General features: G+C 36.8%; 23 protein-coding genes. All 23 read left to right on the forward strand.

Annotated elements, in window-relative coordinates; all coding sequences use genetic code 11:
- Position 1: 1 nt before the first annotated feature.
- Positions 2-490, forward strand: coding sequence for a hypothetical protein (locus tag WFN33_RS00640; protein WP_336950830.1), 489 nt, complete (start codon positions 2-4; stop codon positions 488-490).
- Between the two features lie 106 nt (positions 491-596).
- The gene (locus tag WFN33_RS00645) at positions 597-1,175 is read left to right on the forward strand and encodes a hypothetical protein (protein WP_336950831.1); all 579 of its coding nucleotides are present in this window, start codon (positions 597-599) and stop codon (positions 1,173-1,175) included.
- Between the two features lie 695 nt (positions 1,176-1,870).
- Positions 1,871-2,338 carry a hypothetical protein gene (locus tag WFN33_RS00650; protein WP_336950832.1) on the forward strand — a complete coding sequence of 156 codons (468 nt, stop codon included), beginning with the start codon at positions 1,871-1,873 and terminating at the stop codon, positions 2,336-2,338.
- Positions 2,307-2,948 carry a putative metallopeptidase gene (locus WFN33_RS00655; protein WP_336950833.1) on the forward strand — a complete coding sequence of 214 codons (642 nt, stop codon included), beginning with the start codon at positions 2,307-2,309 and terminating at the stop codon, positions 2,946-2,948. Before WFN33_RS00650 ends, WFN33_RS00655 begins: the two co-directional genes overlap by 32 nt.
- A gap of 58 nt (positions 2,949-3,006) precedes the next feature.
- The gene (locus WFN33_RS00660) at positions 3,007-3,528 is read left to right on the forward strand and encodes a DUF2280 domain-containing protein (protein ID WP_336950834.1); all 522 of its coding nucleotides are present in this window, start codon (positions 3,007-3,009) and stop codon (positions 3,526-3,528) included.
- Positions 3,488-4,783: a terminase large subunit domain-containing protein gene (locus WFN33_RS00665; protein WP_004720064.1), complete on the forward strand. Its 1,296-nt coding sequence runs from the start codon at positions 3,488-3,490 to the stop codon at positions 4,781-4,783. The genes WFN33_RS00660 and WFN33_RS00665 overlap by 41 nt, the downstream gene beginning before the upstream one ends.
- Positions 4,780-6,249, forward strand: coding sequence for a DUF4055 domain-containing protein (locus tag WFN33_RS00670; protein WP_336950835.1), 1,470 nt, complete (start codon positions 4,780-4,782; stop codon positions 6,247-6,249). The genes WFN33_RS00665 and WFN33_RS00670 overlap by 4 nt, the downstream gene beginning before the upstream one ends.
- Positions 6,215-7,324 (forward strand): phage head morphogenesis protein, encoded by a 1,110-nt coding sequence (locus WFN33_RS00675; RefSeq protein ID WP_336950836.1) that lies wholly within the window; start codon positions 6,215-6,217, stop codon positions 7,322-7,324. Before WFN33_RS00670 ends, WFN33_RS00675 begins: the two co-directional genes overlap by 35 nt.
- Positions 7,325-7,417: 93 nt before the next feature.
- Positions 7,418-7,606 carry a hypothetical protein gene (locus tag WFN33_RS00680; protein ID WP_004720068.1) on the forward strand — a complete coding sequence of 63 codons (189 nt, stop codon included), beginning with the start codon at positions 7,418-7,420 and terminating at the stop codon, positions 7,604-7,606.
- Between the two features lie 105 nt (positions 7,607-7,711).
- Complete coding sequence (locus tag WFN33_RS00685; protein ID WP_336950837.1) at positions 7,712-8,497, forward strand: DUF6651 domain-containing protein; 786 nt, start codon at positions 7,712-7,714, stop codon at positions 8,495-8,497.
- 57 nt (positions 8,498-8,554) lie between these two features.
- Positions 8,555-9,691: a P22 coat - protein 5 family protein gene (locus WFN33_RS00690; RefSeq protein WP_327858635.1), complete on the forward strand. Its 1,137-nt coding sequence runs from the start codon at positions 8,555-8,557 to the stop codon at positions 9,689-9,691.
- 44 nt (positions 9,692-9,735) lie between these two features.
- A complete protein-coding gene (locus tag WFN33_RS00695) occupies positions 9,736-10,275 on the forward strand; it encodes a HeH/LEM domain-containing protein (protein WP_336950839.1) in 540 nt (179 codons plus the stop codon).
- 4 nt (positions 10,276-10,279) lie between these two features.
- The gene (locus tag WFN33_RS00700) at positions 10,280-10,654 is read left to right on the forward strand and encodes a hypothetical protein (protein ID WP_336950840.1); all 375 of its coding nucleotides are present in this window, start codon (positions 10,280-10,282) and stop codon (positions 10,652-10,654) included.
- On the forward strand, positions 10,651-11,013 hold the full coding sequence (locus WFN33_RS00705; RefSeq protein ID WP_336950841.1) for a glutamate 5-kinase: 363 nt from the start codon (positions 10,651-10,653) through the stop codon (positions 11,011-11,013). The genes WFN33_RS00700 and WFN33_RS00705 overlap by 4 nt, the downstream gene beginning before the upstream one ends.
- A gap of 22 nt (positions 11,014-11,035) precedes the next feature.
- Positions 11,036-11,416: a hypothetical protein gene (locus WFN33_RS00710; RefSeq protein WP_336950842.1), complete on the forward strand. Its 381-nt coding sequence runs from the start codon at positions 11,036-11,038 to the stop codon at positions 11,414-11,416.
- Positions 11,413-11,823: a hypothetical protein gene (locus WFN33_RS00715; protein WP_336950843.1), complete on the forward strand. Its 411-nt coding sequence runs from the start codon at positions 11,413-11,415 to the stop codon at positions 11,821-11,823. Before WFN33_RS00710 ends, WFN33_RS00715 begins: the two co-directional genes overlap by 4 nt.
- Positions 11,824-11,909: 86 nt before the next feature.
- Complete coding sequence (locus WFN33_RS00720) at positions 11,910-12,824, forward strand: phage tail tube protein (protein ID WP_336950844.1); 915 nt, start codon at positions 11,910-11,912, stop codon at positions 12,822-12,824.
- Positions 12,825-12,826: 2 nt separating this feature from the next.
- Complete coding sequence (locus WFN33_RS00725; RefSeq protein ID WP_336950845.1) at positions 12,827-13,312, forward strand: hypothetical protein; 486 nt, start codon at positions 12,827-12,829, stop codon at positions 13,310-13,312.
- A 544-nt stretch (positions 13,313-13,856) separates the two neighbouring features.
- Complete coding sequence (locus WFN33_RS00730; protein ID WP_336950846.1) at positions 13,857-14,990, forward strand: hypothetical protein; 1,134 nt, start codon at positions 13,857-13,859, stop codon at positions 14,988-14,990.
- Positions 14,991-15,060: 70 nt separating this feature from the next.
- On the forward strand, positions 15,061-16,458 hold the full coding sequence (locus WFN33_RS00735; protein ID WP_336950847.1) for a hypothetical protein: 1,398 nt from the start codon (positions 15,061-15,063) through the stop codon (positions 16,456-16,458).
- 53 nt (positions 16,459-16,511) lie between these two features.
- On the forward strand, positions 16,512-16,856 hold the full coding sequence (locus WFN33_RS00740; RefSeq protein WP_336950849.1) for a phage tail protein: 345 nt from the start codon (positions 16,512-16,514) through the stop codon (positions 16,854-16,856).
- 57 nt (positions 16,857-16,913) lie between these two features.
- Positions 16,914-17,246, forward strand: coding sequence for a hypothetical protein (locus tag WFN33_RS00745; protein WP_336950851.1), 333 nt, complete (start codon positions 16,914-16,916; stop codon positions 17,244-17,246).
- The gene (locus tag WFN33_RS00750) at positions 17,233-18,000 is read left to right on the forward strand and encodes a phage minor tail protein L (RefSeq protein WP_442892746.1); all 768 of its coding nucleotides are present in this window, start codon (positions 17,233-17,235) and stop codon (positions 17,998-18,000) included. Before WFN33_RS00745 ends, WFN33_RS00750 begins: the two co-directional genes overlap by 14 nt.

Raw genomic sequence — 18,000 nt, forward strand, 5'->3', positions numbered from 1 at the left:
TATGAATGCAGCAATTACAATTATGCAGGCAACAGATTGGAAAAAGTACAGCTTTGAGGAATGGTGTCGCCAGTTAGGGGCTTGGATAAATGGTGATAATGAAACAATGGTACGTATTGTAAAAACAATGCCAACAAAGCGAATTACACAGAAGCAGCGTGAAAGACTGCTTGCTATGTATATAAATGATGAGAATTTAAAGGATCGCTTATGTGTTCGTCGTCGTGGTACCTGTTGTCAACTGAATAGTAATGAAGCACGAGCTTTCCAAAGATTATTTTTAGATGTTCAATTGATAGAAGATGAAATTCTTCAAGAATGGATTTCTTCAGTATGGTCACATCATGTAATAGGTAATTCTCTAAGAGATATCTCTTCAAGTAATGACACAACAGTGAATCAGATTAGACAAGATATTAAATGCGGAATGGCTTTTATTAAGAGTCGATATTCGCATTTTGTCTTTGAAACTTTCGAAAAAACCACTTGAGTGTGCGCACAGGTTATGGCATATTTGTGATAACTTGGCGAATTTGTATAACACCGCCGTCTAAAACCTCGCATTGCGGGGTTTATTTATATCGGAACTTTATAAATTGAAGAATAGTACATTCATACATGAAATTTTGGCTATATACGGATATTTGATATTAGTTGATGTGGTTTTATATGCAATTATTTTTTTCTTTAAGCTTGATATCACTCTTACAACAAATTTATTAATATGGTCTGCTACTTTATTTGCACCATTAGCGTTACTATTGACTTACAATGGCTGGAGGTCTCAAAAAGCTAGTGATGTTATTGCAGCTGAAAGTAAAGTTTTCTATAATTATTTGCACGATAATCATCATAATATAAAAGCCATAATTGATAGTTGGGGGAAAGTGGAGGCTAAAAATGATTATCATGTAGAAAAAATTAAAATTAGATATGCTGAGAATCTTCAGTATTTGAATTTGTATTATGGATTGCTTCAACATATTTCAGATGATGAAAGCATTTATAAAATAGAAGTATACATTAATGATTTAGAATTAATTTTTAATAATAAAAACATTAGCTTTGAAGATCCTAAAATTTTATCTCAATTGAAATCATTAAATATTGTTAGCTTGGAGTTACAAAAAATTGTGATGAATTACATATTGCATTTTCAAAATATAAAATTATAGGTAACTTATTCAATAAGATGATTATGATTAAATAAATGGAAAGTTATTAATTTTAAAGCCAGTCATATAAATATAGAATTTAAACTCTAAAAGCTAAATATAAAATTTACATTGAAGACTAAGGTTAGCATACTGATAGCGCTAGATCGGATATTTTTGCATAATAAGTAGCGGGGTCTTTATTTTTAAATATAGTATTTAAAACAAAAACGCCTTCATGAGAAAGCGTTGGCTTGAAGCAAGGGAAATTAAGTTGTAAGATAAGGTATATATTGATTTATATAGACATGTAACCAATATATACACTTAATAAAAACAAAGACATATGTCCAGTTTAATTTAAGTCGTAAAAACCAAGCCCCTTCTAGCAGATTCTTCGTCGACCAAACTATAGGCTCTGCATTTAGGGGTTTTTTAATTTTTACCTTAATATTTATTTCTATCATCAATAGATACTCCTAAGAACAAGATTAAAAAAAAATATAACATACTTCACCTCATTAGAAACTTTCAGGAATGATAAAAAACTTAATTAATAACCATAAGTTTGATATTTATTTTAATGATTTTTTGCGTTTTGCACAATATGTTTAAGTTATTGATATTTATATTTAAAAAAATAAAATCTTTAAGTTAACTTTTTATTTGTTTTGTTAAACACTAATCTGAAGTCAATTTTTGGGAGTTACATTCCATTGGATTTAAAGCAGTATCATGAACGAACAAAAAAGAATCTACCTAAACTAAAACCAAGAACAAGACCTTTACCTAAGGCAAAAGAAGCATACCTAGAAGCATTTGAAGACTTTGAGCAATCGCTGAATGTATTAAAAATTAAGTATGAGAAACTATTCCAATTTGAATCAACAAAACATTGGCGTTTTGATTTTCATCTTATTGAACTCAGAATTTTAGTTGAAATTTCTGGTGGACCTTGGTCGGGTGGTCGCAAAGGTAAGCTGAAAGATAAAGCTTGGAGTATGGATCGTTACGATTTGGCGTCTGAAATGGGTTATACCGTTGTAAGGATAGAATCAGCGAATAGACATAAGATTGATGAATTTGGTCCAATGCAAATTGAATCTAACCAAGCTTCCAAGTGGCTTAAGAATTTGAAGAGGCATATTTTCAATGGAACAGATCAGACCATTTCCATCAACTGAGCTAATTGATCAAGCAGAAGAAGAGGAAGCGATTCGCTTGGCACCCGCCGTGGATCTAAAAGAATGGGTGGTAACCAACTTTCTTACGCTTGGCGGTGCACTTCATAACCCCGACCATGACCACATAGCAGAGCTATTACACGACGATGAAACTTTTTTAGCTTTCGCTTGGGCGTCATCTGCCGCCGTAGCTAAAAAACGGATGGTGTTAGGCCAGTGTGAAAAAGTAATGTTTAACCAAGGTGGATGGCGTAAAGCTCGGCAAGAGCAGCAAATGCGCGACTGGTTTGGATTTGTTCCTGTTTATCTCATTACTGTCGATGCAAGCTTTTGCGAACGTGCAAATGACCGTGAATTTTGTGCTTTGATTGAGCATGAGCTTTACCATATTGGTGTAGAGCGTGATGAAGATGGGGAAATACTCTATAGCGATCATACAGGCTTACCTAAGCACTATTTAGCAGGTCATGATGTAGAGGAATTTATCGGGGTAGTCAAACGTTGGGGAGCAAGCGAGAACGTCAAGCGATTGGTTGAGGTCGCTAAGAACCCGCCGTTTGTATCAGATTTTAATGTATCTGCGTGTTGTGGAACTTGTGTGATCAATTGAGCCTCTTGGCTCTTTTTTTTGCCTATTTACCCTTACGTAGTCTTACGAAGGGGTGGTTATGGCAACACTTAAAGAGCCTGTGAAAATCTTTATAGTTCAGTCTCTTGCTTGCTTTGAAACCCCTCAACAAGTTGTAGATGCTGTAAGAGAAGAATTTGGTATTGAAATTGAACGGCAGCAAGTTGCCTCATATGATCCAACAAAAGCAACATGTAGAGGAATGAGTAAAAAGCTTAAGACACTTTTTCAACATACACGCGAACATTTCAAGAAAAATATATATGACATTCCATTAGCCAATAAAGCGGTACGCCTTAATGAACTCCAAAAGATGTATGTCGATTGGAAGAATAATAAAGTAAAAAAACAAAGCATCATTAAACAGGTTAAGGATGAAATGCATGGTTATGAAATTCAATTATTAGATGAGCAGCTTAAACAGCTTGAAATAGACAGAATTAAAAACGGAGATGGTGAAGGCGCTGATGATCCTACACCAGTAAAAGTAACAATTCAGGTTGTTGATGCGAGTAAAGAAAATGCCGAACATAAATCCGACCCTGAATGTACCTCAGGCTAATTTTCTACAACTCAAAAATAAGTTTCGTGCATTTGTCGCAGGGTTTGGATCTGGTAAAACTTGGGTGGGATGTTCAAGTCTTTGTGATAAGTCTTGGGAATTTCCGAAAGTACCTTTGGGCTACTTTGCACCAACCTATCCTCAGATACGAGATATTTTCTTTCCTACCATTGACGAAGTTGCTTTTGACTGGGGCCTTAAGACCAAGATTTATGAGTCAAATAAGGAAGTTGATATTTACTATGGTCGCCAATACAGAAGTACAGTTATTTGCCGTTCAATGGAAAAACCTCAAACAATTGTTGGTTTTAAAATTGGCCATGGGCTAATTGATGAACTTGATGTCATGCCTACGCTTAAAGCGCAACAAGCATGGCGAAAAATCATTGCTCGTATGCGTTATAAGCAAGCGGGTTTAATCAATGGTATTGATGTGGCCACCACACCTGAGGGATTTAAATTTACACATGAACAGTTTGTAAAAGAGGCAAACTCAACACCTCAGAAACGAGCACTTTACGGAATGATTCAGGCTTCAACCTACGATAATGAAGCAAATTTACCTGATGATTATATTTCTTCGTTATTCGAGTCCTATCCACCTCAGCTCATTTCTGCATATTTAAAAGGGCAGTTCGTAAACTTAACTAGTGGGGCTGTATATCCTGATTTTGATCGAAAATTAAATCACACCAATGAAGAAATTAGACCTAATGAGTCTTTACTCATTGGTATGGACTTTAACGTTTTGAAAATGGCTGCAGTTATTTATGTCATACGTGATGGTAAGCCCCTAGCATTGGATGAGATGGTTGGGGTAAGAGATACACCAACAATGGCAACTTTACTTATTGAGCGCTTTCCATTTCATGAAATGACAGTAATTCCTGATGCAGCAGGGCAATCTACATCATCTAAAAATAGCAGTGAGTCAGATCACCAAATATTACGAGATAAGGGTTTTAGGATTGAAGTGGATGGAATAAACCCTGCAATTAAAGATCGGATTAACGCAGTAAATGCTCTGATTCTTAATGCAGAGGGTGAGCGAACACTTAAAGTAAATACCAACAAATGCCCCCGTTTTACAGAAACGCTAGAACAGCAAATTTATGATGATTTTGGAATGCCAGATAAAAAATCAGGTTTAGATCATGTGGGAGATGCTGGTGGTTATCCATTGGCAAAGCGATTCCCGATTATAAAACCTGTAACCAGCCTTAAAGACATTTCTATTTTTGGACGAAGAAAATGACAGGAATAACATCACTGCACACAGAATATAGTGCAAATATTAATGCTTGGACAAAAGTGGATGATGTTTGTAAAGGGCAGACTGCAGTTAAAGCTAAAGGAAAACGTTATTTACCTGTTCCACAAACTTTTGAAGAAGATGACAGATACACAGAGTATTTGGATCGAGCTGTATTTTATGGTGTAACTGGCCGAACTCTGAAAAGCAACATTGGTTTAGCTTTTAATAAGCTTCCTGATTTCAAACGACCTGAAGAATTAGAGTATTTAGATCGTAATGCTGATGGATCTGGGCGTTCGATTTTCCAAACATCACAATACATGTTGAGTTTAATCCTCAAGCATTATCGTTGTGGTGTGTATGTTGATTATCCAGAAGTAGCTCCCAGTCGTAACCGGGAGGAAGATAAACAAAAGAATGCATTTCCAATGATTCATGTCCTAAAAGCAGCCTCAGTTGAAGATTGGGACCATATTATTTTGGGCAATCAGAAAAAGCTTTCTTTCGTAAAGATTCTTGAAACTGTCTCTACACGTACTGCCGACGGTTTTGGCCGTGACGTTAAGAAACAATATAGATTTTTAAGACTGGATGAAGGTGAGAATGGCCATACATATACAGTTCAAATTTATAAGCAGAATGATAAAGGCGAGTGGGTGGAAGATAAAAAATATACCCCTACAGATTATCATGGAAAAGCCTGGTCATATATTCCATTCACATTTTGTGGAGCTGTAGATAATACAGATGAAATTGATAACGCACCTTTGCTTGAACTCGCAGATTTAAACCTCGCTCATTACCGTAACAGCGCTGATGTTGAAGAATCAGGTTTTGTTGTTGGTCAACCCATTATTTCAATGCCTGATGTGACTCATGAGCAATACGAAATTGCAAAGAATGAAGGTTTAACTGTGGGTTCGCGCCGTGGCTTCCCAACCAAAATTGAAATTGTACAAGCAGAAAGTAATAACTTGGCCAAACAATTGATGACAGACAAATGGGGGCAAATGAAAGAAATGGGTGCTCGCCTAATTGAAGTAGGATCTGCTAATAAGACTGCAACTCAAGCCGATAATGAGGATTCTATTCAGCATTCTGTCGTCTCTTTGGCAGTATCAAACATTAGTGAAGCACTTCAAATGGCTTTACGTTGGTGCGCGAAATTTGCATTGCCTAACCATGACATAAAACCAGATGAATTAACTTATGTGATTTCTCAAGATTTCAATAAGCAGAAATACAGTGTAGAACGTTCAAAACTGATTTTAGAGATGGTGCAAGGTGAGTTAATACCACCAGAAGTTCTTTATCAATATGAGCAAACAGGAACGTTCTCAGATGCCAAATGGGAAGATATCGAGAAAAAGATAGATGAATATCGGATGAGCAAGCCATTAGGTGGTTATCTGCCATATCAAGGTGTAGATGATGAAAGATCAAATGATTCAACAAGCAATACTTGATGCCTTAAATCAACACAACTCATATCTTCAACGACTTTCTTCAGCATCAGTTAATGAAATTCTAAAAACGTTTGATGGTTTATCTATCGAGATGTTAAATAAGCTTCAAAATTTGCTAATCGATCTAAACGAAGTTGAAAAGACGATTTTGGCAAGTGGTAAATACACGACCTCTTCATTGAAAGATATCTTAGGAATTTTGATGAATTGGCAGCAATCAATATCTGTCGTACTTCCTGAGATATTTACAGCTTCAGCAATTGCTTTAGCAGTTCATGAGGCTGGATTTATTTATGCTTTAGCTGAAAAGAAGCAACCTAAATTAGAAGGTGACAAGCTTTTTAATAAGTTTAGGAAAGTTCCTTATGCTGAAGGTCAGCTGATCGATCTGATTTTTCCAAATATTGCTGAGGATGTCCTTAAAAAGGTTGAATATGTTATTCGTGATGGTATTTACCAGGGACAAACGAGTCAGAAAATTGTTCAACGGATCAAGGGGACTAAAAAGCTAAATTACTCAGATGGTTTATTAAATCAGACCCGTAATGCGATAGATGCCGAAGTTAGAACTGCAAGATCACATGTCAGTAATATTTCATATCTGGATACTTGGAAAGCCTTAGGCTTCAACTACACAAAAGATGTGGCAACATTGGATGGGCGTACAAGTTTAGGCTGTGCTGCCAAAGATGGACGCATACAACAAATTGGGGAAGGTCATCAGAAACCACCATATCACCGCCGTTGCCGAACTATTCAAGTAGGTTGTGATAAAGATGGTGATTTAGCTGGTATACGTCCTTTCGTTTCAGATAAGAGAGCTGTCAAAAATATTCCTAAAGATCAACGTGAAAGCAAGATAGGTCAGGTGTATGCGAATCAAACGTATAAAGAATGGTTTGCTCATCAGGATGAATCTTTTCAAAAAGAATGGTTAGGTCCATCGAAATACAAACTCTATTCAGAAGGTGGGTTATCAATTGATAAATTTGTTGATCCATTAAGTGGAAAGGCATTCACGCTTAAGGAATTGAGAAAAAATGATATCAAAACTCTTAATGATTTAAGTTTGTAATTACAATTTGTAAAACTATTTAAAACGAAGTAAAGATTATTTAAGGTATAACTTAACTATGTAAAAAGTCTTTTAATTTTAAGGGGGTTAAAAATGCAAGAAAAATATTTTTATCTTAAAACGTTTGACCTGAAAATTGAGGATGGGCTTGAGCATAATGTTATTAATGTTGGTCTTTTTACTTCAAGACAAAATGCAATAGAACATCTAAAAAGCTTAGGCAAAAATTTAGAATCTGAAGGTTATGAATTTGCAATTATTGAGTTATCAGTAATTTCTTAATTTTTTTAAAATCAATACGACCGCCGAAAGGCGGTTTTTTATTGCCTGAAATTCGGATGAACAAGGCGCAACGAGCGGATGCTCAATTTTAAAAGGTGGAAACCTATGAAAATCAAAACTGTAGTTGTTGAAGGTAAAACATACGCTGAAGTGAACGAGCAAGGTTTGCCTATTTATGTTCATGATGATGGTAAAGAAGTAGGTTTTGATGCTGCCCATGCGGTACAAAAAATCAGTTCTTTAAATGCGGAAGCTAAAACCCATCGTGAAGCAAAAGAAGCAGCAGAAACTAGCTTGAAAGCATTTGAAGGTCTTGATGTTGAAAAAGCCAAACAAGCTTTGACTACTGTCCAGAATCTTGATGCTAAAAAATTGATTGATGCTGGTGAAGCAGAGCGTGTTCGTAATGAAGCGATTGCATCAGTAACACAGTCATTCGAGCAAAAATACAATCCACAAATTGAGCAATTAACCAAAGATCGTGACACATATCAACAGCAATTACATAGTGAATTAATTGGTGGTGGATTCGCTCGATCTAAATATATTGCAGATAAATCAGCTGTTCCTGCGGATGTATTTCAAGCGATGTTTGGCAAAAACTTCAAAGTTGAAGATGGTAAGCCAACTGCTTATGACAACAACGGTCAAAAGATTTATTCACGTACCAATCATGGTGATGCAGCTGGTTTTGATGAAGCCTTAGAGATTCTTGTTGGTGGATATCAACACAAAGATTCTTTACTTAAAGGCTCTCAAGCAGGTGGTGGTGGCTTTAATGGTCAAAGTGGGCAGGTTGGCGGTAAATCAATGTCACGTCAAGGTTTTGAGCAATTAAGCCCTACTGATAAAGCATCATTTATGAAAAGTGGCGGTGAAATTGAATCTTGATTTGTAAATATCTTACAGCCTGCATTAGCAGGTTTTCTTATTTTTGGAGTCCAATAAATGGCTAACAATTTAAATGGTTTACTACCTACGCTTTACACTGCTATGGATATCGTATCTCGTGAATTAACAGGGTTTATTCCAGCTGTTACGCGTGATAGTACAATTGAGCGTGCCGCCGTGGGGGATGACGTAAAAATTCCTGTAACTACAGTTGCCGGTGCACAAGATACTGTGCCTGGTGTAACTGCGCCTAATGCTGGTGATGGCACAGTTGATAATGTGGTTGCGAAGATTACTAAATCTCGCAATGTGCCGATTCGTTGGAATGGTGAGGAAACTCGCTCACTTCAAAATGCTGGAACGTATCAAACAATTATGGCTGATCGCTTTGCACAAGCGATGCGGACATTGATTAATGAAGTTGAATATGATTGCTGGCTTGAAGCATATAAAGGTGCTGGTGGTGCATATGGTGTGGCTGGATCTACTCCATTTGCTGTAGCAGCTGATATGACAGACTTTTCAGGCATTTTGGGTGTATTAGAGCGCAATGGCGCACCACGTAATGACCTACAGTTAGTTTTAGGACATTCGGCAATTGGTAACTTCCGTGGTAAGCAATCACAGCTCTTTAAAGTAAATGAAGCTGGAAGTGCTGATTTACTACGAAATGGTATGACTGACCGTGTAATGAATTTTGCTATTCGCCACTCTCATTCAATTGGTATTCACACTAAAGGATCTGGTGCTGACTACCTGGTGAATGGTGCACCTGCAATTGGTGATAAAACTTTAACTGTTGACGGTGGTACTGGTGCTGTTTTAGCTGGTGACATTTTGACTTTTGCTGGTGACACCAATAAATATGTTTCGGGTGGGCTGGTTGGTGCCAACCTTTCATTAAATGGAGGGCTAATTATTGAACCTGCAGATAATTCTGTAATTACTCTTGGCTCATCTTACACGCCGAATGTAGCTTTCTCTCGCTCTGCGATCGCATTAGCAACACGTGCGCCTGCATTACCCGAAGGTGGTGATAGCGCAGATGACCGCACTACGATTGTTGATCCTTTAACTGGATTGGCTTTTGAAGTATCAGTTTATCGCCAGTACAAACAGGTTGTGTATGAAGTTGCTTTAGCTTGGGGTGTAAAGGCTGTTACTAAGCGGCATATCGGTTTGCTAATTGGGTAATGGTTTGGGCGTCTTGCGCCCATTTCTTTTTTAAGGAATAAACAATGTTAGCAAAAACAGTAAAAATTAAAGATGGTGAAGATTTTCGCATCATTAACGAATCGGATTTTCAGCATGGCCAGCATGAATTGTGTGAGGGTGAAGAACTTTCTATCAACCCTTTAACTGTAGATGTTGAGGTTGGTATTACACCAGAACTCCAAGCTGTGATTGATGACGCAAAGGCAGAATGTGAAAAGGTTGTTGTTGAGAATGAAGATCTAAAACAACAATTGGAATCATTAAAGACTGAGTTTTTGCACGGTGAGCCTACTGATTTTACTGGTTTGATACCTACTGAGCAATTCGATGCTGTAGCACTTGATCTAACTAATACAAAAGAGCAACTAGCCACCGTGGAAGGTGAATTTATTGCCTTTAAAAATGATGTTGGTGCAATGCAAGAACGTATCTCTGAACTTCAGTTAGTGGATTATTCAAAACTTAAAGTAGATGAACTTAAAGATGTACTCAAACTGAAAGGCATTGCATTCTCATCTGATGCAAAAAAAGATGACTTGCTAGCCCTATTGCCAAAGGAATAACACTATGAGCTTTATTACTATTGCAGAAGCTGAATCTATCCTTGGTGCAGACTTCGCCGATGATAGTGATAAGGCTCGTCTAGTTTTGCTGGCCAATACATGGATGAAGAATGAAATAGGTTTTGTTCCTAATCCAATAGATCCTTTATTGCAAGATGCAGCATGTGAAATCGTGAAAGGCATTAAAGCTGGTGTGATTTATTCAGGAGTATCACGGCAAACTACAAGCGAGCGTATTAAGGCCGATTCAGTTGAAGTTGAAGAGTCATTTGTAGAAGGAAGTCGTGAAATATCAGAATTTGAGCAGATCGCTAAAGCATTTATAAATTCGCTGGATCTAAAACCCAAAGGATTCACATTCAAGGTGTATCGCGGATGAGAGATAAGATTCAATCCAAAGTGGCTAAAGCCTTTAATACAAAACTTGCTGATGCTATCACCACTTTTACCTGTTCTAAAGAAATCCAATCAGGTGATTTCGACTTTGTTACGCAGACTTATCCTATAGTTACCGTTGAGCAATACTCTGGACGTGGAGTGTTTGGCTCATATAAGCGAGATTTAGTAAAGCCTATCAATTACCAAGTTGAAGATTTAAAAGCTACTGTGCTTCAAAATGAGGTAAGTGGTGTGCCTCAGATTGATGATTTTTGGGTGGCAGGTGGTGAGTTTAAAGTTTTGAGCGTAGCTAAAGATCCAAGTGGTAGTATTTGGGTTTGCCAACTGAGAAAAGTTTAATTTTGATTGATGGGTGAAACTTATGGGATGGAACGGATTAAGACCATCACAATTCACACTCCAAGTATTACGTGATGGCTCAGAATTACAAAGAAAAATCACTGCTGCAATGCTTCAAGGTGTTGTACTTAAAAGTCCAGTCGATACAGGGGCTTTCAGAGGTAATCATCGTGTTTCAATTGGTAGTGTGGATTACACCAAAGACTTTCAGAAAATAGATAAATCAGGTACCACTACCATTGCAGATGGAATGGCTAAAATACTGAGCGTTCAATTAGGGATGAGAGTATTCATTAGCAATAATTTACCTTACGCAATTGCTCTAGAGAATGGACATTCTGGGCAAGCACCACTAGGAATTTATTCAATCACTTTCCAGTCAGTTACGAGTAAATATAAATGATGACTTTATCAGAGGCTGAATTGGCGATATACAAGCGAATAGGTCAATTTAGTGGTGTGGAAAAAACAAATCTTCGTATTGAAAATCAGAAAACTCCAGATGGTAAACCATTTGAGCCACCACCAAATAAACTTTGGTGTAAGGTCTATATTCAATATGGAGACAGCCAAATAGCTGGAATTGGAAATGAGCCCTGTATTCGAGATATAGGTACTATTTCAATACAATGCTTTGCACCAAAGAATACAGGCACGATTGAAATGACTAATCTATGTGTTAAATGGCGTGACTTCTTACAATCCTTTGGTGTTTCCACTCTTGAAGTTTATAAAGTCCATGCGCCACAAGGTATGGATGATGATAATTTTTTTGCAAAGATCCTGAGAGCTGAATTTCGAGTGAACTAGCTAAATCACGTAACTAACCTGAATTACATTTAAATCAACCACCTCCTTAAGGGAGGTTTTTTTACGCCTAAATTAAGGAGAACTTAATGAGTTCTGGAGCTAAACAATTAACTCGAGTTGGTTTTGAAGCATCACCTGGTGTGATTGCAACAACTTGGAATACATTTGCATTTACCACGAATGGTTTAGATGCATCAGCACAAACCACCGAATCGCAAACGATTAAAGATTCACGAATTGCAGCCGGCACTTTAGTAACTGGTGTTGAAGTGCAAGGAGATATTGAATCTGAATGGGCTTATGGCATTCAAGATGGTGTCTTAGAGTTGGTAGCCTTCAACCAATGGGCAGCCAACGTTTTAGCTTTTGGCGGCACTACTCGAAAAACCCTATCAATTATTCGCGGCTTTAGCGATATCGATAATTTCCAAGTTTTCACCGGTTGCCACATTAACCAGTGGACTTTATCGATTCCTGATAGTGGCATTGTGACTTCTAAATTCGCAATTATGGGAATGAAGCGTACAGCTTATGAGGTTGCACCGACTGGGACTGTAACACCTGCAGTGGATGCTATTCCATTAACCAGTCTATCAACTGGTGACATTCTTATTGATGGTGAAAAGAAACCCGGAATGTGCATCACTCAGATTGAATTAACCATTGATAATACAATGCAGATTCAGAAGTGCTTAGACTATGAAAATAACATTGCCGCAATCTTAGAAACCATTATGAAAGGCAGTGGTAACTTTACAATTGCATGGTCCAAAAACACTGCAGAACTTTATGAAAAACAATTCTTAAATGAACCGATCGGCCTTGAATATTCATTGAAAGATACTGCAGGTAATAAATACACACTCAAACTACCTAAGGTTCAAGTATCTGCACCTTTGCCAAGTGGTGGCGCTGGTGATGTATTAACTACCCAATTCTCGTTTACAGTAGCGGATGTTGCACCAACTCTTACACGTATTCCTGTAGTTGCGGGGCCTTAATCATGTTAATTGAAATCGAAGAACAGAAGTCCATTGAATATGTTCAAGAATGGTTTGATTTTAAAGATGGTGTAAAGCTACTCATTGCGAGTATTGATAAGCCATCGTTTCAACGTTCACTTGAACTCAATGGGATTCAAGCTGAGCAAGAGCTTGCAGGCATTAAGGCCGTTACCGATGAAGGAGCGGTTAAGGCCAAATTAGGTTTTAACCGTGCTGTTTCACATCTTTTGCTAGGATGGGTTGGGCTAGTAGGTAAGGATAAAAAGCCGATTGAATACAGCGCGCAAAATGCAGAACTGATTTGTACAAGCTCTAAGCAAGCACTTGAAATTATCGTATTCATCATGGACAAAGCCAAAGTGATCCATGACTCTAAGGCAGAAGAGATTGTTGATGAAGTGGGAAAGTCCTCAAGCACTACGAACAAAGAAACATCAAATGGTGCGAAGAAAAAACAGCAGAAGTCTACCAAAAGCTTGGCATAAAACCACCTGAGCGTTTAGAACCTAGTTACACCGCAAACCATATCATCAAAGCCTTTAATTTAATTTCAAGGGCGCGACGGTTTATTGCTTTTCCGCAGGGTGGTGGGTTCTATGATTCACTCACTCTTGCGGATATTAAAAGCTATTTTGATGTGTACGGTTGTGACTTGGATCGAGGGCTTTTTGTTGAGTGTATCTTTGCGCTGGATGGGAAGTATTTGAGTGAAGTGAATAAAAAATAATCCAAGCCAATTGACAGCATTATATGAATTATTTTGGACAATCGTACAAAGTTTAATTTGTCAAAACCTACAGGCGTAATTTTGAAAAATTCATTAACCCCCTGTAAGGCATGAAATTAAAAAATACTTTTTATAACATCAACACAATTATTTCAGAGTGAGCTTGCAAGCAAGCCATTAGGAAAGAGCGCGATAAATTGAATTTCAATTTTTCAGATTATAAATAAAGCAAAACCCCAATGCGGCAAACATTGAGGTCTTTGTTTCCAACCCACAACGTACACTTGAGGATCAGAACATAAATGAATTTTAACCTAAATATGCAGGTTGATAAAGTGATGAATAAGTTATCAGAAAGTAAACCTTTAAGAGTTTGGACATATTTAATACATCAAGCTGATTTAAGTAGACGTTTAAGAGACGCCTCAACAGGCTGGGAATCCGTTCAAGCCCAAATGAATGGATCTACAGGGCGATACCAGATTAGTCAAGATAAATTCAGCAGAATGGCGGTTTCACAAACCCTACTTGAAACGCAGAGTGCTGACGCTGAGAGACAAGAGCAAGAACCAGGTGCTGATTTGGAAAAATTAGCTGAGGTTCGTGAGAAAATTTGGGCTGATCACAATAAGCGGATGATTGATATTGAAAATCAGTATCAAACGGATTCCTTGAATTTGCAATTAACACAAGCTCAGCAATTGACAGGTTCATTTGCGAATATGTTTAAAGGTATTCTTGGTGAAAGTTCAGGTGCATATAAAACTATGTTTGCAATGCAGCAGGGCTTTGCACTTACTCAAGCTGGTATGAATTTATGGTCGTCTGTATCAGATGCTTATGCTAAAGAACCAGGTACTGTATGGCAGAAAGTTGCCGCAGGCGCTAAGGCAGCTTTGGATCAAGGTACATTCTTAGCAATGATCCAAGCAATTACCCCTCAAGGTTTTGCAACTGGTGGCCCTATTACAGGTAAAGGCACTGGAACGAGTGATGATATTCCAATCATGGCATCCAATGGTGAGTTTATGTTGAAAGCTGCTTCCGTATCTAAACTTGGTTTGACTGCTTTAAATTATATGAATCAGACTGGGGAAATTCCATTTCAAAGTGAATATCTTGCTATGAAATCGCAGTTTTTAGGATCTACTTTACCAGATTCCAGTACTCAAAAATTTAAAGATGGTGGTTTAGTTGGTGTCAGTCGAATGAGTAATGAGGATGCTGATAGAAGGCGATTCAATTCTATTCCAAAGAACTCATCTCAGGGTGAAGGCAGTAGAGATATTAAAATTGAAGTCAACATCACTGACTCAGGCGTTAATACTTCAGGTGGTAATACTCAGGATCATAGACAGTTCGCTCAAATTGTTGGTAATGCTGTGAGAGCTGTAATTATTCAAGAGAAGCGTCAAGGCGGTTTGTTGTCAAAATAAGAAAAGCCACTTCGGTGGCTTTTTTCTGTTTTAATTGATATTTTATGAGCACTTTGAGGAGTGCTTTAGAATGAAAAAATTATTATTAATATGCTTTTTTTTGACGGTATCAGGTCTATCTTTTGCTGGGAAACAAATTGATCTTGCTAACTTTCAAAAAACAATAACTAAAAATCCAAAAATTAATATCAATTGCCAAATAGATAATTTTTACCTTATGAGTACAGATCGAGACTTTAGCTCAAAACTACAATCAACATTAAACACGTTTGGTTCAATGCGAATACAAGATTTCGATAAGGGCGATTGCGTTCAATTATCTAATTTTCAGGATAATATATTTACTACTTATATTTGGCAGAGTCAAAATAGTATATTTGATACTAAAGTTGACTTATTTATAGCTTACAACCTAAAAAGTAAGGATTTACTAGGTGTAATTATCGATCAAAATAAAAATGCTTATGTATTGGGAGACAATAAGGGTGAGCTGAAACAAGCAATAAAATCCAATCCAATATATAAGAATAACCTATATGGCGTTAATTTAGACTCATCACTGAACTTTTCGAATTTCTCTCAGATTAATAGTGAAGATAGACTAAAAAGAATGTCAAGCACTGAATCATTTGTTTATAATGTACAAAATGCTGCAATAGATGATAAAGAATGCAATATAGATAATTTTAAATTACTAGAGACAGATAGTAAATTCAAAGCAAAAATGTCAATGCACTTAAGCGAATTTGGAGGATTAAGGATAAATGATTTTGATATGGGAGAGTGTTTAAATTCCAAATCTGTCACAAATAGTTTATTAATTACAAAGTTTTGGCAAAAAAATAAAGATTTTTATAATAACAATTTATCCTTATATGTCGCCTATAATGTATACGAAAATTTAGCCCTATTGGTCATTGTTGATGATGATGAAAATTCATATTTATTAGGTGATAATATTCAAACTTTAAAAAATAGTTTATCTAATAATGAAAACTTAAAAGATGACTATAAATTATCTTACGATTATTCAAAATTAAATTTTAATGATTTTAAGAAAAAAATAGATTCTCAAAAGATTAGAGATAAAGAGGTTGAGAAGATACTCAATCCTGATTGGGTGTATAGTTGTAAAAAAGATAGATTTACCAATGATAAAAGTTGCTATCTATTTAAGAAAGATTTGTCATTGATTTACTTGAATGGTGTGTTTGGCGTGGTGGTGGGAGGGAACCACTTTCCAAGTTCTACTGGTAGCTTGAAAATTGATAAAAATGCAACTTTAAACGCAAAAGAGGGTAAATTCTTTTCAAATACATTAAGTATTATTAATCAATTAAAGAATGGAAAAGTTGCTTACACTAGGTATAAAAAATGGCCTTATGAATACAATGTTGATAATGAAGTGGAACTCGAAGGCTTTAAGAAAAGCTTTGATGAAATGATAGCTGCTTACAAGAAACTTTAAGAACCTAGAAATTAAAAAACCCACCTAAGTGGGTTTTTTATTGGACGCAATTTATGAGCAATGAAAAATTTACATATCCATGTGATCTAGATGGAAACTCAGGCAAACAAAACTTCAATATTTTGACTTCTAAATTTGGAGATGGCTACGAACAGAATATCTCAGTAGGCATCAACAATCGAAAGGGGGAATGGGCATACAAACGAATGTCTACTAAAGATGAAATCCTTCAAATCAAAGCTTTTTTTGATCGACATAAAGGGGCAGATTCATTTCTATGGAATTCTCCATTGGATGGTGAGGTGAGAGTTAAAACAGATACAAGCTATACACCTAGTCAAGTAGGTGGAATGATCTGGACTATTTCCACAACCTTTACCCAAGTTTTTTACCCTTAAATCTAATTAACTTCACGCCCCACTCGTTGGGGCTTTTTACTTGAAGGAACATGAAAAATGTCAAAGCAATTTACACAAATTGAAGCAAGTTTTACTGCAGCACTCATAGTCAAAATTGAAGCATCAGCCTATGAATTTGGATCAAAAATAGATTATCTGTCGATTGATTATAACAAGGCCACAGATGATGTCTTAATCGGTTTAAAAAAGGATAAAGAGCCTGATGTGAGCCGAGTCTCATTAAAAGAAGCACAATTCATAAGCTGGTTGATCCCCCATATTATTTCTTTGCAGAACCGGTTGGGAGTTTCAATCCAATCGATTCAAGCCATTTATGATGCGGAAGGCTTGGATCTTGATATTGTGGTGAATGACAATGTTAAACAGTGATTTTCAAAAGCTGTATGTAGATGGATTAATCACACTATTTGAATTAGACGCCAGCGCATTAGGAGCTGGCGTTTTGCGTTTCCACAGTCATATTTTTCATGAAGACTGGGAAAAGATTTATTCATCGATTGGTAATGAGTCTGTCTCAACCAGTGAGGGATTTGATCTTGGTGATGAAAGAGTTTGGCAACGCAATATCATTTTTAATGGTCAGACTTTTGAGCCAATGGTGTTGCAAGTAAGTGGTTTGGAAATGCGAAGTGATGGAAAGGCTTCAGCACCAACTTTAAGTATGGCCAACAATATTAAAGGTATTCAAGGTGCGGTAACTGCATATTGTTTACAGTTTGGTGATTTTGCTGGTGCGAAAATCAAAGTCATTACCACATTAGCTAAATATCTCGATTCAGAAAACTTTAGTGCTGGTAATACCAGTGCGAATCCAAGTGAGAAGCGCGAGCAGATTTGGTTTATTGAACAAAAGACTTCTGAAAATGCTCAGCAAGTGACTTTTGAACTTTCTAATCCAGTGGATTTTGAAGGGCTAAAAATCCCTACACGGCAAATCTCAAACTACTGCAATTGGGAATATCGAAGCGAAGAGTGCGGATATATCGGTTCTGCAATGTTTACTGAAAAAGATGAATCAACAGACAATCCAGCTTTAGATCGATGTAACTACCGAACATCAGGCTGTCGTTGCCGAGAGAATGAACTGCATTTTGGTGGATTCCCTGCATCTTCAATGGTGTAA

This window comes from Acinetobacter sp. AS167 (genome assembly GCF_037152175.1).
GTDB lineage: Bacteria > Pseudomonadota > Gammaproteobacteria > Pseudomonadales > Moraxellaceae > Acinetobacter.

Excerpts from the sequence above, each read along its gene's own strand:
- WFN33_RS00640 (WP_336950830.1), top strand. The coding sequence starts at position 2 with ATGAATGCAGCAATTACAATTATGCAGGCAACAGATTGGAAAAAGTAC.
- WFN33_RS00730 (WP_336950846.1), top strand. The coding sequence starts at position 13,857 with ATGAATTTTAACCTAAATATGCAGGTTGATAAAGTGATGAATAAGTTA.
- WFN33_RS00740 (WP_336950849.1), top strand. The coding sequence starts at position 16,512 with ATGAGCAATGAAAAATTTACATATCCATGTGATCTAGATGGAAACTCA.
- WFN33_RS00735 (WP_336950847.1), top strand. The coding sequence starts at position 15,061 with ATGAAAAAATTATTATTAATATGCTTTTTTTTGACGGTATCAGGTCTA.
- WFN33_RS00655 (WP_336950833.1), top strand. The coding sequence starts at position 2,307 with ATGGAACAGATCAGACCATTTCCATCAACTGAGCTAATTGATCAAGCA.
- WFN33_RS00675 (WP_336950836.1), top strand. The coding sequence starts at position 6,215 with ATGAAAGATCAAATGATTCAACAAGCAATACTTGATGCCTTAAATCAA.
- WFN33_RS00715 (WP_336950843.1), top strand. The coding sequence starts at position 11,413 with ATGATGACTTTATCAGAGGCTGAATTGGCGATATACAAGCGAATAGGT.
- WFN33_RS00665 (WP_004720064.1), top strand. The coding sequence starts at position 3,488 with ATGCCGAACATAAATCCGACCCTGAATGTACCTCAGGCTAATTTTCTA.
- WFN33_RS00725 (WP_336950845.1), top strand. The coding sequence starts at position 12,827 with ATGTTAATTGAAATCGAAGAACAGAAGTCCATTGAATATGTTCAAGAA.
- WFN33_RS00670 (WP_336950835.1), top strand. The coding sequence starts at position 4,780 with ATGACAGGAATAACATCACTGCACACAGAATATAGTGCAAATATTAAT.
- WFN33_RS00745 (WP_336950851.1), top strand. The coding sequence starts at position 16,914 with ATGTCAAAGCAATTTACACAAATTGAAGCAAGTTTTACTGCAGCACTC.
- WFN33_RS00685 (WP_336950837.1), top strand. The coding sequence starts at position 7,712 with ATGAAAATCAAAACTGTAGTTGTTGAAGGTAAAACATACGCTGAAGTG.
- WFN33_RS00710 (WP_336950842.1), top strand. The coding sequence starts at position 11,036 with ATGGGATGGAACGGATTAAGACCATCACAATTCACACTCCAAGTATTA.
- WFN33_RS00750 (WP_442892746.1), top strand. The coding sequence starts at position 17,233 with ATGTTAAACAGTGATTTTCAAAAGCTGTATGTAGATGGATTAATCACA.
- WFN33_RS00700 (WP_336950840.1), top strand. The coding sequence starts at position 10,280 with ATGAGCTTTATTACTATTGCAGAAGCTGAATCTATCCTTGGTGCAGAC.
- WFN33_RS00695 (WP_336950839.1), top strand. The coding sequence starts at position 9,736 with ATGTTAGCAAAAACAGTAAAAATTAAAGATGGTGAAGATTTTCGCATC.
- WFN33_RS00690 (WP_327858635.1), top strand. The coding sequence starts at position 8,555 with ATGGCTAACAATTTAAATGGTTTACTACCTACGCTTTACACTGCTATG.
- WFN33_RS00680 (WP_004720068.1), top strand. The coding sequence starts at position 7,418 with ATGCAAGAAAAATATTTTTATCTTAAAACGTTTGACCTGAAAATTGAG.
- WFN33_RS00720 (WP_336950844.1), top strand. The coding sequence starts at position 11,910 with ATGAGTTCTGGAGCTAAACAATTAACTCGAGTTGGTTTTGAAGCATCA.
- WFN33_RS00660 (WP_336950834.1), top strand. The coding sequence starts at position 3,007 with ATGGCAACACTTAAAGAGCCTGTGAAAATCTTTATAGTTCAGTCTCTT.
- WFN33_RS00705 (WP_336950841.1), top strand. The coding sequence starts at position 10,651 with ATGAGAGATAAGATTCAATCCAAAGTGGCTAAAGCCTTTAATACAAAA.